Raw genomic sequence first — 13,264 nt, 5'->3', positions numbered from 1 at the left:
CCTGCATGCTCCAGACATTCTTCAAGCGTGTGGCTTTGCTCTGGGAGGCGTCCGATCTCGCCCTGATCGGCCAGCGCCGTGAGCGGCGCATGCGCCTGCTGGCCAGTTTGATGATGCCGCTGGTGGGGCTGGGCTGGGGGCTGTTCTTCGCCATTCGCGGTTACTGGCCCATCGTGCTGATGGATCTGGCAATCATCCTCTGCGGCATCGTCGTGTTCATCCTCACCCTGAACCACCGGCCGCGTAGCGCCAACCTGGTGCTGTTCGGCGCCTTGCTGCTGCTCATCGTCGGTTCAACCCTGCTGCTCGACCCGCAGACTCTGGCGGCACCCCGCGCCACTCACCTGTACCTGCTGCCGGTGGCGGTGGGCGCACTGATGGCATTTCGTGACGAGCCGCTCTGGCTGCGCTACGGCGTCTGTCTGACAGGCCTGCTGCTGTTCGTCGGCCTGGCGGCATCCACCTGGCGCCCCAGCGATCTCTACGTCTTGCCTGACGATCTGCGCATGGTCGGCTCCTGGGTGCAGGCGGGGACGGCTACGCTGCTGCTCTTTCTGCTGTTGCACATCCTGCAGAGCGATGCTGCCGAGCGTTCCGGGCTGGAGCGTGACCTGCAGGTGGCGCTGCGTGAGGAGCAGTTCGTGCTGCACTACCAGCCGCAAGTGAATCACGCCGGCCGAGTGATCGGCGCCGAGGCACTGATCCGTTGGCAACACCCGCAGCGGGGGCTGCTTGGCCCGGGCGAGTTCATCGATCACGCCGAGAAGACCGGGCTGATCATCCCCATTGGCCAGTGGGTGCTGGAGCAGGCCTGTGCCTGCCTGCGCCAATGGTCAGGCGACCCTGCACTGCGCGAGGTCAGTCTGGCGGTGAATATCAGCCAGAAGCAGTTTCACCGGCCAGGTTTCGATAGCGAGATACTGGCGCTGATCGAACGTCAAGGTATCGACGCGCAGCGTCTGGAGCTGGAGCTGACCGAAACCCTGATCGTGCAGGACATGGAAGACCTCGTTCGCAAGATGGCGCTATTGGTCGAGCATGGCGTGCGCTTTTCCCTGGACGACTTCGGCACTGGCTTCTCTTCCCTCAGCCACCTCAAGCGTCTGCCATTGGGCAAGCTGAAGATCGACCGCTCGTTCATCTGCGATGTGCTCAGCGATGCCAGCAGCGCAACCATAGTGCGCAGCGTCATCGCGCTGGGGCAGAGCATGGGCATGATGGTGATCGCCGAGGGAGTGGAAACCGAGGCTCAGCACGCTTTCCTGGTCGACAATGGTTGCAGCCAGTTCCAGGGCTATCTGTTCGGCCGACCGATGCCGCTGGCGGATTTCGTCCCTTTCGTCCGTCGCCTCGACACCTGAACCGCCCATCCCGCATTCGCTGCTCGAATGAACTCCGGGGGCGTCAGCAATGTCTGTCTGCTGTCGACTTGTCTGGGCAGGATTTGATGGCTATTGGCCGCCATCGCGTGGCTTTCAGCGGTGATCCTGTATGCAACTTCCGGTTGCCGGGCGCATGTCGACCATTGCCATGCCCGTCAGCCGGGCTTCGTACCACTCAGTCGAAGATTGCTCATGTTCCCATCCCGCCCTTTTCCCGTTCGATTCTCTCCGCTTCCCTCCCGCGCATTGGCGGCCTGCCTGCTCGGCGGTCTGCTCGGCACAGTCAGCCCGGCTCAGGCCGAAGAAGCCGCCAGCAATCAGCGTTGGGTCAGCGACAGCCTCAATACCTACGTGCGCAGTGGGCCCACCGACGGCTACCGCATCGTCGGTACCCTGACCTCCGGTGAGAAGGTGGAACTGCTGCGTACCCAGGGCGATTACAGCCAGGTGCGCAGCGAGAGTGGCAATACGGTGTGGATTCCCAGCCGCGATCTGCAGTCGGTGCCGGGGCAGGCCGAGCGCCTGCCACAACTGGAACAGAAGGTCGCCGACCTGACCGCCGAGCTCAAGGGTATCGACGATGCCTGGAAGGCACGGGTACAAGGCATGCAGGAAACCCTGGATTCGCGCAAGCAACTGATCGAAGAGTTGCAGGCCGCACGCAGTGCCCTGGATGCCGAGCTGACCAGCACCCGTTCGCAACTGCGCGATGCCCAGGCGCAGTTGGGCAACGAACAGCAGCAGGTGCTGATGCGTTACATGGTCTATGGCGGCAGCATCGCCGGCGCTGGCCTGCTGCTCGGTCTGATCCTGCCGACCATGCTGCGGGTGCGGCGCAAGCGTAACGATCAGTGGGTGTGAGCCCTCAGGCCTGGGCGGTCAGATGACGGGCGATGCCCTTTTTCAATGGCAGCAGGCCCTGGGCCAGGCGCAGGCCGGCGCCGCGCAGCAGGCGCACGGGTAGATGGTCGTTGGTGTACAACTCCACCAGCAGGTTGGTGGCCTGGTACAGTGGCCAGGTGGCCAGGCGTAGCTGACGCTCGTAGCGCGCCAGCGGGGCGACTGCGCCGATGTCCTGGCCCTTGGCCTGAGCCGCCAGCAGGGCGTCGCTCAATAGCTGCACACCGATCAGGCCGAAGTTGAAACCGTGCGCGGTGACCGGGTGCATGCCCACGGCGGCATCGCCGAGCAGGGCGCAGCGGTTGCCGACCATGTGCCGCGCATAGGCGCCCACCAGCGGGTAGGCATGGCGACTGCTGACCAGTTGCATGGCGCCCAGGCGGCGGTCGAAGCGTTGCTCCATCTCGCGGGCGAAGGCGGCTTCGTCCAGCTTCTGCAAGCGCTCGATCTCGCGCGGTGGCAGGGTCAGCACGGTGGACGACTGGCGGCCGTTGAGCGGCAGCAGGGCCAGGGTCTGGCCGTAGCCGAACCATTCCCAGGCCACTTGCTGGTGATCCTGCTCATGTTGCATGCGGCACACCAGCATGGTCTTGCCGAAGTCCTTGAGCTGCGCGCCGATGCCGAGCTGGCGGCGGGTTTCCGAGAAACGGCTGTCGGCAGCGACCAGCAGGCGCGGTTGCAGCACCTGGCCGTCGTTGAGTACCAGCTTTACCTCGTCCTGACCTTGCTCAATGGCGCGCAGGCTGCTTTCACACAGTAATTGCACATCGGCACACTCGCTCACGGCCTGGTAGGCGGCGCGGCGAATGGCCTGGTTGGCCACCAGATGGCCGAGGCGTTCGGCGCCGGCCTGTTGCGCGCGGATCTTCAGGGCGAACAGCGAGGGGCCGTTGAACACCTGGGCATCGCGCAGCACGGCGATCTCTTCAGCGGGCAGGCGTGCCCACAGGCCGAGGCGTTCGAGCAGCGCCTGCGAGCCATGGGTGAGGGCGATCTCGCGGCCGTCGAAGGCAGGTTCCGCCAACGCCTGCTCGGTCTGGCGCTCCAGCACGACGATGGACAGGCCTTGCCCGGACAGGGCGCGTGCCAGACACAGGCCGGCGGGGCCGGCACCGACGATGACGATATCGGGTGACATGCTGCTCTCCTTGCGAACTCGGAAAGAGCCGAGTCTAGGCTGCAGAAGAGGCGCGGATATTGTCCGGGATCATGTCGGCAGTGCGGGCCTTGTTTTCGGTGCGCACGGCGCACCTACGGGTTGGGCATGGCCGCGGACGATTGTAGGGTGCGCTGTGCGCACCAGCGGTTTGGTCCGGATGCCATCCGGGAAAATCCACCTTCCGGCCCCGGATTGCATCCGGGCTACAACTAGGCTGGAGAGGTACGGGGGATATGGTTCGGGATCATGGGCGTTGTTTCCGGTGCGCACGGCGCACCCTACGGGTTAGGCATGGCGCGGGCGGGTGTAGGGTGCGCCGTGCGCACCAGCGCTGTAGCCCGGATGCAATCCGGGGAATCCCTCCAGCGGCCCCCGGATTTCATCCGGGCTACAGCAACCCCGCCAGCAGGCGCCCGAGCACTTCCATGGCCTGTTCGCTGCGGGGGTTCCAGGGGTGGCCGTAGTTCAGCCGCGCGCAGTGGCGAAAGCCCTGACTGGCGGAGAAGATCGGCCCTGGCGCCAGGCTGATGCCCTGGGCCAGTGCCAGGCGCAGCAGTTGCAGCGAGTCCAGGCGCTCGGGGAACTCGAACCAGAGGAAGTAGCCGCCCGCTGGCCTTGTCACCCGCGTGCTGGCCGGAAAGTGCCGGGCGGCCGAGGCGAGCATGGCGCTCTGCTGCATTTCCAGCGCATGACGCAGCTTGCGTAGGTGGCGGTCGTAGCCGCCGTGCTGTAGGTAGTCGGCCAATGCGGCCTGGGCCGGCACCGAAGGGGAGATGGTGGTCATCAGTTTGAGCCGGGCGATCTGCTCGGCATAGCGCCCGCCGGCCACCCAGCCGATGCGATAACCCGGCGCCAGGCTCTTGGAGAAGGAGCTGCAATGCATCACCAGTCCGTCACGGTCGAAGCTCTTCACCGGCTTGGGCGGGTGACTGCCGAAGTACAGCTCGGCGTACACGTCGTCCTCGATCAGCGGCACCTGATGCTCCACCAGCAGCTCGTACAACGCCTGCTTCTTGGTCTCGCTCATGCTCGCACCGAGCGGGTTCTGCAGGCTGCTCATGAACCAGCAGGCCTTGATCGGCAGTTGCCCCAGGCTCTGTGACAGGGCATTCAGGTCGATGCCCTCGCGCGGGTGCACGGGGATTTCCACCGCCTTGAGTTGCAGGCGCTCCAGCACCTGCAGGCAGGCGTAGAAGGTGGGCGACTCGATCGCCACCAGGTCGCCCGGCTGGGTGACGCACTGCAGGCAGAGGTTGAGCGCCTCCATGGCGCCGTTGCTGATCACCAGCTCTTCCATCGGCAGCATCACGCCGCTGACCATGTAGCGCAGGGCGATCTGCCGACGCAGGTCGGCGTTGCCGGCGGTCATGTCGGCGATGATCTCGTGCGGCGAGAGCCTGCGCAGGGCGTGCGCCATGCTCTTGGCCAGGCGCGGCAGGGGGAACAGGTCGGGGCTGGGGAAGGCCGAGCCGAAGGGCACGGTGTGCGGATCCTTGAGCGAGGCGAGCACGGAGAACACCAGCTCGCTGACGCCGACATCGGTGGTCTGCGCGGCATGGGCGGTCAGCTCGGGTTCGTGCAGTGGGCGCTTTGCGTGCTCACGGACGAAGTAGCCGGAGCGTGCCCGCGCCTGGATCAGCCCGCGATCTTCCAGCAGGTAGTAAGCCTGGAACACGGTGGACGGGCTGACGCCATAGGTGCGGCTGGCGTGGCGCACCGAGGGCACTTTCTCGCCGGGGCCGAGTACGCCGGTGCGGATCAGCTCGGCGATCTCGTCGGCGAATTTTTCGTAGCGTTTCATCCTGTCCTGGTTCACCGCCGCAAAGGGTATGGGCGGACACTTTACGGGGTGAGCGGCAGACATGGCAGTGCCTCGTGAATCGTTCAGGAGGGGTATGGCGGATGTAGCCCGGATGCAATCCGGGGTGGCTCGATGTCCGCTCCCCGGATTGCATCCGGGCTACAGGTTCAACGCAGCGGCGCCAAGAAGGTGCTCTTGGTGCTCACATGGCTTTGCGAGTCGGCCTGGTCACGCACCTCGAAGCGGACGGTTTGTGGCCCAGCGCCATTGCTCGTGGCCGTCAGCGCGACGCTTACCGGCAAATCGCGAATCTCCCCCGGTGCCAGGTTCAACGTGCGCGGGCCGTGCAGCTCGAAGTCACCGGGCTCGACCAGTGCGATGGCATAGCTGCGTGGCTGCTGGGTCTTGTTGATGATCTTCAGGCTGTAGATGTTCTCGATCTGACCCTGGGCGTTCTCGCGGAACAAGCCACGGTCGCGGGTCACGTCCAGGGAAATCAGTGGGCGTTCGGCCAGTGCCCAGACGAAGGCGCCGATCATCACCGCCAGCATCGCCGCGTAGCCGACCAGGCGTGGGCGCAACCAGTGGGTCTTGCCGCCGGCCAGCTCGTTCTCCGAGCTGTAGCGCACCAGGCCACGGGCATAGCCGAGCTTGTCCATGATGCTGTCACAGGCGTCGATGCAGGCGCCGCAGCCGATGCACTCCAGTTGCAGGCCGTCACGAATGTCGATGCCGGTGGGGCAGACCTGCACGCACATCGTGCAGTCGATGCAATCGCCCAGGCCCTCGGCCTTGTAGTCGGCGTCCTTGCGCCGTGGGCCACGGTTCTCGCCACGGGCGGCGTCGTAGGAGATGACCAGCGTATCGCTGTCGAACATCACGCTCTGAAAGCGCGAGTAGGGGCACATGTCGCGGCACACCTTCTCACGCAGCCAGCCGGCGTTGATGTAGGTGGCAGCGGTGAAGAACAGCACCCAGAAGGCCGTGGTGGCGCCGACTTCAAGGGTCGCCAGATCCAGGGTCAGTTGGCGAATCGGGGTGAAGTAGCCGACGAAGGCCAGCGCGGTAACCAGACTCACCGTCAACCACAGAGCGTGCTTGGCGCAGCGCCGGGCCAGTTTCTGCAGCGACCAGGGCGCGGTATCGAGCTTGATGCGCTGGCCACGGTCACCCTCGGTGATCTGCTCGACACGCATGAAGACCCAGGTCCACACGCTCTGCGGGCAGGCGTAGCCGCACCAGACGCGGCCAGCCAGCACGGTGATGAAGAACAGGCCGAAGGCGGCGATGATCAGGATGGCCGAGAGCAGGATGAAATCCTGTGGCCAGAATGTGGCGCCGAAGATGTGGAACTGGCGGTTCTGCAGATCCCAGAGCACGGCCTGGCGGCCGTTCCAGTCGATCCAGGCGGTGCCGAAGAACAGCAGGAACAGCAGGCCGGCGCCGAGCAGGCGCAGGTTGCGAAAGCGTCCGGTGAAGCTGCGGGTGTGGATCGGGCCGCCGGCCTGGGCCGGGGTCAGGCGGATGGGTTTGCTCGGGTCGATGGTCTCGACGCTGCGCACGGGGATCAGATCGGTCATGTCGTTGCCCTCATCAGGCGTTTATTCAGGCTGGCAGCATGATCCGAGTGGGGCTGTTCGCAAAACAGACTCAGGTTTTCGATAAAAAAGCGGATCAGATGCTGGCGTCGAAAGCAGGGAAAAGTGCCTGGCAGGTCACCAGCCCGCGCCATTTCTGGCGTCTGCAGCTTTGCTGGCTGACAATACAGAGGTCGCCCTGCGACATCGCGCCACGCCAATCAGTGACCTGTGCTGGTCACTACCGCACCCATCTGATCCGCTTTTTTAAGGCTTTTCTGGCGCTGTTTTCAGTGCACGCCTGGCAGGCATAGTCGACGCCCCGTGATCAGGAGGCATGCCTGCATGTACCAATACGACGATTATGACCGCGCGCTGGTGCGCGAGCGCGTGGCCCAGTTCCGCGACCAGGTACAGCGGCGCCTGGCTGACGAGCTGAGCGAGGAGGAGTTCCTGCCGCTGCGCCTGCAGAACGGCCTGTACCTGCAAAAGCATGCCTACATGCTGCGCGTGGCCATCCCCTACGGCACCCTGTCGGCCAAGCAGATGCGTGCGCTGGCGCATATCGCCCGTGAATACGACCGCGGTTACGGCCACTTCACCACGCGGCAGAACATCCAGTTCAACTGGATCGAGCTGGAGCGCGTGGCGGACATCCTCGACTGGCTGGCCGACCACGACATGCACGCCATTCAGACTTCTGGCAACTGCGTGCGCAACATCACCACCGAGGCCTTCGCCGGCGTCGCCGCAGACGAGTACCTCGACCCGCGCCCGCTGGCCGAGATTCTGCGCCAGTGGTCGACGGTCAACCCGGAATTCCTCTTCCTGCCACGCAAGTTCAAGATCGCCCTGTGCGCCGCCGAGCAGGATCGCGCCGCGGTGCAGGTGCACGATATCGGCTTGCAGGTCTATCGCGACGCTGCCGGCGAGCTGCTGCTGCGCGTCTTGGTCGGCGGCGGTCTGGGACGTACGCCGATCATCGCTCAGCAACTGCGTGAGGGCCTGTCCTGGCGCGACCTGCTGTCGTACGTCGAGGCCATCCTGCGCGTGTACAACCGCCACGGCCGGCGCGACAACAAGTACAAGGCGCGCATCAAGATTCTGGTCAAGGCCCTCGGCATCGAGGCCTTCGCCGCCGAGGTGGAGCGTGAGTGGCAGATGATCAAGGACGGCCCGGCGCAGTTGACCGAGGACGAGTATCAGCGTGTTGCCGCTTCCTTCCGTCGGCCTGCCTATGCGTCGCTGGCGCAGACCGATCTGGACTTCGGCACCCACCTGGCGCGTGACGCCGGTTTCGCCCGCTGGGTCGCGCGCAATGTCATGGCGCACCAGGTGCCGGGTTACGTCAGCGTGGTGCTGTCGACCAAGCCCGGCATCAGCGCGCCGCCTGGCGATGTAACCGCCGAGCAGATGCAGGCCGTGGCCGAGTGGAGCGAGCGCTATGGTTTTGGCGAGATCCGCGTGGCTCATGAGCAGAATCTGGTGCTGCCCGATGTACGCAAGGCCGATCTGCATGCGCTGTGGCTGGAGGCCCAGGCCGCTGGACTGGGCAGCGCCAACGCCGGTTTGCTCACCGACATCATCGCCTGCCCGGGGGGCGACTTCTGCTCGTTGGCCAACGCCAAGTCGATCCCCATTGCCCAGGCCATTCAGCAGCGTTTCGACGACCTCGACTACCTGCATGACCTGGGCGAGCTGAGCCTGAACATCTCCGGCTGCATGAACGCCTGTGGCCACCACCATATCGGCAACATCGGCATCCTCGGCGTCGACAAGAACGGCAGCGAGTGGTACCAACTCACCCTCGGCGGCAGCCAGGGCCAGCAGGCGGCGCTGGGCAAGGTAATCGGCCCGTCGTTCGCCGCCGAGCAGGTGCCCGAGGTGATCGAGCGCATCGTGGGTACGTACGTGGACTATCGCGAGGTGGGCGAGGGCTTTCTCGACACCTTCCAGCGCATCGGCCTGGAGCCGTTCAAGGAGCGCGTGTACAGCCGCGAGGAGGTGGCATGAACAACCTGATACGCCTGATCGACGGCCAGGCCTGCATCGTCAGCGACGACCCCTGGAAACTGCTGGGCGAAGAGAGCGGCGCGTCGCTGATCCTGCCGCTGGCCGCCTGGCGCGAACGGCAATCGGCCGAGGTGCTGGAGGGCAGGGCGATGAGCTCCGACGGCCTGCTGCTGCAGGTGGATGACGAGCCGCAAGTGCTGCAGCCGTTTCTCGCCAGCCTGCCGCTGATCGCCATCGACTTTCCCAGCTTCCGCGACGGCCGTGGCTACAGCCAGGCTTACCTGCTGCGCACCCGCCTGGGCTGGCGCGGCGAGTTGCGCGCGGTGGGTGACGTGCTGCGTGACCAGTTGGCGCACATGCGCCAGTGCGGCTTCGATGCCTTTGCCGTGCGCGCCGACAAATCGGTGGAGGATGCACTCAAGGGGTTGGCAGGCCTGAGCGTGCTCTACGGTCGCTCGGCAATCGAACCGCGCCCCTTGTTCCGGCGCGGACGGCTCAAGGAGGAGTCGTTATGACGCTGCTGCGCGGCCTGTTCTGGCTGGTGCTGCTGCAGCTCGCCGGTGTCGTGCTCAATCACTGGCTGTTGCCCATGCTGCCAGCGGCGATCATTGGTCTGTTGCTGCTGTCGGTGTGGCTGATGTGGCGCGGCAGCGTGCCCGAGCCGCTGCAGCAGGCCGCAGGGGGCTTGCTGCCATTTCTGCCGCTGCTGCTGGCCGTGCCGGCCTCGGGGATCATGACCAGCGGTGATCTGCTGCTCGCCGAACTGCCGGTGATCGCCACGGCGCTGGTGCTGTCGCTGCTGATCACCGTGCCGTTCTGCGGCTGGTTGCTGCAAACCCTGATCCGCCGCCAGGAGCGCAAGCGATGAGCGTGCTGACTCAGCATCCGCTGTTCGCCGTCGCCCTGACCCTGGCGGCCTTTTTGATCGCTGCCTGGCTCTATCGGCGCAGCGGTTGGCTGCTGTTGCAACCGGTGCTGGTGTCCGTGGTGCTGATCGTCAGCACACTGCTGGCTTGCGGCATCGACTACGCCACCTACCGCGCGGGTGCCGAGCCCATCGCCTGGCTGCTGGGGCCGGCCACCATCGTCCTGGCCGTGCCGCTGCAGCACAATATCGCGCGCATTCGCCAGTTGTTCTGGCCGGTGCTGATCACCCTCTGTGCCGGTGGCGTGCTGTCGGTGGTGCTGACCCTGGCCATTGGCTGGGCACTGGGCGCCGACTGGAGCGTGGTGATGAGCCTGGCGCCCAAGTTCGTGACCATGCCGATTGCCATGCCGGTGGCCGAGCAGATCGGCGGTGTGGCCTCGCTGGCGGCGGTGATGGTGATGCTCACCGGGGTGATTGGCACGGCCATGGGGCCGCTGTTGTTGCGCTGGGCTGGGGTCGAACATCCGGCAGCCCGTGGCTTGAGCTATGGCATCAACGCCCATGCCATCGGTACCGCCCACGCCCTGCAGGAAGGCGAAGAGTGCGGCGCCTTCGCCGCATTGGGCATGAGCCTGCTGGGCATCGCCACGGGTTGCTCCTGCCGTTACTGCTGGCTTGAGCGGGCGGAATCCCGCCATCTGTCACGGCTGCCGCTCAGGCATCTGGCGAGTTCTCGCCAGATCTTGAGCCTGGTATGCGACAGAAAGCCGCGCAGTTACAGCTAAATCCTTTCAGCGGCACGCAATTTGCTTTAGTCGGCGACGCGATCGGAACAGGCCCGCCAAGAGGTCCGGAAACATTCCGCCGCGCCGTAGCGATACGGCTATCGCCCTGTTCGGCTTACCCGCCACAACCTGAAACCTTGCGCGCACGGCTAACTGTCGTGCGTCAACACTGGACTGTCTCATGAAAAGAACTCTGCTGGCGCTACTCTGCCTCAGCGTGATCGGTTGCTCCAAAACCCAGGAGCCCGAGAAAACCGTCGACGTCGTACTGATTGGTGCTGGCGTCATGAGCGCCACCCTCGGCACTTACCTCAACGAGCTGCAGCCCGACTGGAGCATCGACATCTACGAGCGTCTCGACCGCGTCGCCGGTGAGAGCTCCAATGCCTGGAACAACGCCGGCACCGGCCACTCGGCGTTCTGCGAGCTGAACTACACGCCGGAAACCGCCGACGGCGGTATCGACATCAGCAAGGCCATCGCCATCAACGAGTCGTTCGAGATCTCCAAGCAGTTCTGGGCCACCCAGGTCGAGCGCGACGTGCTGAGCAAGCCCAAGACCTTCATCAACAACGCCCCGCACATGAGCTTCGTCTGGGGCGACGAGAACGTCGAATACCTGCGCAAGCGCCACGCCGCTCTGCAGCACAGCAACCTGTTCCGTGGCATGGAGTTCAGCGAGGATCACGCGCAGATCGCCCAATGGGTGCCGCTGATCATGCAAGGTCGTGATCCGCAGCAGAAGGTCGCGGCAACGCGCATGGCCATCGGCACCGACGTCAACTTCGGCGAGATCACTCGCCAGTTGATCGACTCGCTGATCGGCAAGGACAAGGCCAGCCTGCACCTGGAGCACGAGGTGCGTGACCTGCAGCGCAACGCCGATGGCACCTGGCGCGTGACCGTGGCCGACCTGGCCAAGGGTGGCGTCGAGCAGAGCGTCAATGCGCGCTTCGTCTTCATTGGCGCCGGTGGTGGCGCACTCAAGCTGCTGCAGAAGTCCGGCATCGAAGAAGCCGAGGGCTACGCCGGCTTCCCGGTGGGTGGCCAGTTCCTCATGACCCGCAACCAGGACGTGGTCGCCCAGCACCTGGCCAAGGTCTACGGCAAGGCCTCGGTGGGCTCGCCGCCCATGTCCGTGCCGCACCTGGACACCCGCGTGATCGATGGCGAGACCGTGCTGCTGTTCGGCCCCTTCGCCACCTTCTCCACCAAGTTCCTCAAGAACGGCTCGCTGCTGGACATGTTCAGCGCCATGACCACCGACAACTTCCTGCCGATGGTCAACGCCGGCATGGACAACTGGTCGCTGAGCACCTACCTGATGGGCCAGTTGATGCTGAGCCAGGAAGAGCGCATGGCCTCCCTGCGCGAATACTTCCCGCAGGCGCGTGACGAGGATTGGGAACTGATCAATGCCGGACAGCGCGTGCAGATCATCAAGAAAGACGCCGAGAAGGGTGGCGTGCTGCAGTTCGGCACCGAGGTGGTGACCTCCGCCGACGGCAGCATCAGCGCGCTGCTGGGCGCTTCGCCGGGTGCCTCCACCGCCGCACCGATCATGCTGCACCTGATCGAGAAGGCCTTCGCCGACAAGGTCGCGACCCCCGAGTGGCAGGCGCGCTTGAAGGAGATCATTCCGTCCTATGGGCAGAAGCTCAACGATGACCTGGAACTGACCAACCGCATCCGCCAGTGGAGCAGCGAGCGTCTTGGCCTGCTGCATGTCGAAGTGGCCCCGGACGTAGACGTGGTCGCCGAGCCTGAGCCGAAAGCCGTGACCCTGTAAGGCATAAAGTGCTTTGCAAGAACCCGCCCTGCGTTATGCGCATGGCGGGTTTTTTTGGGCGCCGCATCCGGGCCAGGACGGGGGATCGCCCGCAAGCGGGGGCATGGCGTTTTCTGTGGGAGCCGGCTTGCCGGCGATCGGGGCGGTGATCCCCCCAGGCATTCACTCGGTCAGGGTCATCAGAATATCGGCGTACCAGGTGCAGTTCAGGCCCAGGGCTTCGTCTTGTTCCTCGTCACGATTGCCCAGCAGGCGGGTGGAGTGGATACCCAGCAGATGCCAGGGCAGTTCGCCATCGACGCTGGCGCGCTTGACCACCGGGGCGCCGCTGAGGCCACGATGGGTGCGGCCATCGGTGAGGAAGTAGCCAAGGCCATGAAAGCGCAGGCCGAACGATGAGGCCAACCCGGCGTGGCGCGCCACCGGCATGCGGTGCAGAGTGTCCTGGAAACCCAGGGGGAAGCCCACCACCAGCAGCGTCGAGCCAATCTCCACGGACTCATCGGCCTGCAACAGATGCTGCGGGGTGAAGGCCTGGTACAGGCTGCCCGGCGGCAGGGCGGGTTGCTGCAGTTCGATCACCGCCACATCGATCTCCCCGGCGCTATCGATGGCCTGGCGCCATTGGCGCTGATCGCCGTTGTACAGGGGGATGCCGAAATCGGCGGTGCTGGCCAGGTTGTCGGCATCGGTATGCAACTCGATGCACAGGCTGTCCGGGTGGTGGCCGCTAGGCTCATCGAGCACGACATGGCGACTGGTCACCAGGTACAGGCGGCCATCGCGCTGGAAGAAGAAGCCACTGGCGTTGGTCAGAACCTGCCCACCCGCCAGGGTGGTGATACGCGCCGCGCTGAGCATCAGGGAGTCGATCATGGGCAATGGCCTCCTGCCGGGAGTGGCTTAATGGCTGACCGCCAAACATGGCAGGGGTTCGTTCCGTAGGGTGCGCTGCGCGCACCTTGGCCAGTAGTTCGGTAAGGTGCGCCG

At 65.1% G+C, this 13,264-nt stretch carries 12 protein-coding genes; 8 read left to right on the top strand and 4 right to left on the bottom strand.

What is annotated here, in order from left to right:
* Positions 1-5 precede the first annotated feature (5 nt).
* Positions 6-1,361: an EAL domain-containing protein gene (locus PVE35_RS17370; RefSeq protein WP_277372504.1), complete on the top strand. Its 1,356-nt coding sequence runs from the start codon at positions 6-8 to the stop codon at positions 1,359-1,361.
* Positions 1,362-1,574: 213 nt separating this feature from the next.
* Entirely contained in the window at positions 1,575-2,243 is a 669-nt protein-coding gene (locus PVE35_RS17365) for a TIGR04211 family SH3 domain-containing protein (RefSeq protein WP_277372503.1), read from the top strand.
* Between the two features lie 4 nt (positions 2,244-2,247).
* Here the strand turns inward: PVE35_RS17365 and ubiM are convergent, their stop codons facing one another.
* The 3 genes from ubiM to ccoG form a co-directional block, all read right to left on the bottom strand.
* The gene (ubiM, locus tag PVE35_RS17360) at positions 2,248-3,420 is read right to left on the bottom strand and encodes a 5-demethoxyubiquinol-8 5-hydroxylase UbiM (protein WP_277372502.1); all 1,173 of its coding nucleotides are present in this window, start codon (positions 3,418-3,420) and stop codon (positions 2,248-2,250) included.
* Positions 3,421-3,829: 409 nt separating this feature from the next.
* On the bottom strand, positions 3,830-5,242 hold the full coding sequence (mapR, locus tag PVE35_RS17355) for a GntR family transcriptional regulator MpaR (RefSeq protein WP_277372501.1): 1,413 nt from the start codon (positions 5,240-5,242) through the stop codon (positions 3,830-3,832).
* Positions 5,243-5,409: 167 nt separating this feature from the next.
* Positions 5,410-6,822: a cytochrome c oxidase accessory protein CcoG gene (ccoG, locus tag PVE35_RS17350; RefSeq protein ID WP_277372500.1), complete on the bottom strand. Its 1,413-nt coding sequence runs from the start codon at positions 6,820-6,822 to the stop codon at positions 5,410-5,412.
* A gap of 38 nt (positions 6,823-6,860) precedes the next feature.
* Here ccoG and PVE35_RS17345 point away from each other — a divergent pair, with 38 nt between their 5' ends.
* The 6 genes from PVE35_RS17345 (at position 6,861) to PVE35_RS17320 (ending at position 12,274) form a co-directional block, all read left to right on the top strand.
* Complete coding sequence (locus PVE35_RS17345; protein WP_268178346.1) at positions 6,861-7,133, top strand: hypothetical protein; 273 nt, start codon at positions 6,861-6,863, stop codon at positions 7,131-7,133.
* A gap of 31 nt (positions 7,134-7,164) precedes the next feature.
* Complete coding sequence (locus tag PVE35_RS17340; RefSeq protein ID WP_277372499.1) at positions 7,165-8,832, top strand: nitrite/sulfite reductase; 1,668 nt, start codon at positions 7,165-7,167, stop codon at positions 8,830-8,832.
* Positions 8,829-9,347: a DUF934 domain-containing protein gene (locus PVE35_RS17335; protein ID WP_277372498.1), complete on the top strand. Its 519-nt coding sequence runs from the start codon at positions 8,829-8,831 to the stop codon at positions 9,345-9,347. Before PVE35_RS17340 ends, PVE35_RS17335 begins: the two co-directional genes overlap by 4 nt.
* Positions 9,344-9,700 carry a CidA/LrgA family protein gene (locus PVE35_RS17330; RefSeq protein ID WP_268178343.1) on the top strand — a complete coding sequence of 119 codons (357 nt, stop codon included), beginning with the start codon at positions 9,344-9,346 and terminating at the stop codon, positions 9,698-9,700. The genes PVE35_RS17335 and PVE35_RS17330 overlap by 4 nt, the downstream gene beginning before the upstream one ends.
* Positions 9,697-10,485, top strand: a complete 789-nt coding sequence (locus PVE35_RS17325; RefSeq protein WP_277372497.1) for an LrgB family protein — start codon at positions 9,697-9,699, stop codon at positions 10,483-10,485. The genes PVE35_RS17330 and PVE35_RS17325 overlap by 4 nt, the downstream gene beginning before the upstream one ends.
* A gap of 181 nt (positions 10,486-10,666) precedes the next feature.
* Complete coding sequence (locus PVE35_RS17320; RefSeq protein ID WP_277372496.1) at positions 10,667-12,274, top strand: malate:quinone oxidoreductase; 1,608 nt, start codon at positions 10,667-10,669, stop codon at positions 12,272-12,274.
* Positions 12,275-12,436: 162 nt separating this feature from the next.
* On the opposite strand, the gene PVE35_RS17315 is transcribed toward PVE35_RS17320, so the two are convergent.
* Positions 12,437-13,150, bottom strand: a complete 714-nt coding sequence (locus tag PVE35_RS17315; RefSeq protein ID WP_268178340.1) for a serine protease — start codon at positions 13,148-13,150, stop codon at positions 12,437-12,439.
* Positions 13,151-13,264: the final 114 nt, after the last annotated feature.

This window comes from Pseudomonas sp. AA-38, from assembly GCF_029457475.1.
In the GTDB taxonomy this organism is placed as follows: domain Bacteria; phylum Pseudomonadota; class Gammaproteobacteria; order Pseudomonadales; family Pseudomonadaceae; genus Aquipseudomonas.
Note: the sequence above shows the minus strand (reverse complement) of the source record. Positions and strands in the feature narration are given on the sequence as shown.